1 protein-coding gene and 1 pseudogene are annotated in these 755 nt (G+C 30.1%); both read left to right on the top strand.

Annotated elements, in window-relative coordinates; all coding sequences use genetic code 11:
* Nucleotides 1–368, top strand: a 368-nt coding sequence (locus ACFQ13_RS07370) for a hypothetical protein (protein WP_386115749.1), incomplete at its 5' end; no start/stop codon positions are given.
* A 196-nt stretch (nucleotides 369–564) separates the two neighbouring features.
* Nucleotides 565–755 (top strand): annotated as a pseudogene (locus ACFQ13_RS07365) (hypothetical protein); the annotation flags it as partial.

Genomic DNA, 755 nt, shown 5'->3' with positions numbered 1-755 from the left:
CTCGGAATTTTAAGTTTAATTCAACTATTGAAAATGGTTCTCTTTATGAATTTTATTTTCCAACAGAATATGTTGCTTATCAATTAGGAATTGAAAAGGAAAAAGTGTTTGAATATGACAAAACTAAAACATATCCGATTTATAAAAAGCTCGAACAAACAAAATATAAGACATCGGAATTGAATTTGAATTGTGTAAAAAAGAAAAAAAAACCGAATGTTGTGATTTCGAAGTTAGATAAAGAAAGTTTGATTTTGAATGTTACAACAAAACGAGTTGGTAAACCAGGTTCAAGTGGAAAAGCCTATTTGTTTTTCTTTGAGAACGGAAAAGTGGTTAAAGTATATAAATCAAGTTGGATTGAATAAAAGCACTATACATAACACCGTGTATAATTAATTGCTTTTTACGTGCTTACTTGCGAAAATTCCTGCAGAATTTTCACGGGTTCGTAAATGTTTGCTAACTTAGTTGCTTAACCACGCAACTAACCATACACAAACACGTTGTGGTGCAGTTTAGACCAATATTGAGCTGAAATGACCAAATTTAAAACCAATAGAAATGAAAAACGTAATCTTACTTCTGACATTTATACTTGCGACTTCAATTGGATTCGCTCAAAATCAAAATGGTTATAAACGAATTTACAAATATGGCGACTATCAAAAAAATTGGGCGTTAGTTAAAAGTATAACTGGTCATTACGGAATTATAAACCAAAATGGAGAAATTATTATTCCAACAATGTACTT

It is taken from the genome of Winogradskyella rapida (genome assembly GCF_042675845.1).
Lineage (GTDB): Bacteria > Bacteroidota > Bacteroidia > Flavobacteriales > Flavobacteriaceae > Winogradskyella > Winogradskyella rapida.
Note: the sequence above shows the minus strand (reverse complement) of the source record. Positions and strands in the feature narration are given on the sequence as shown.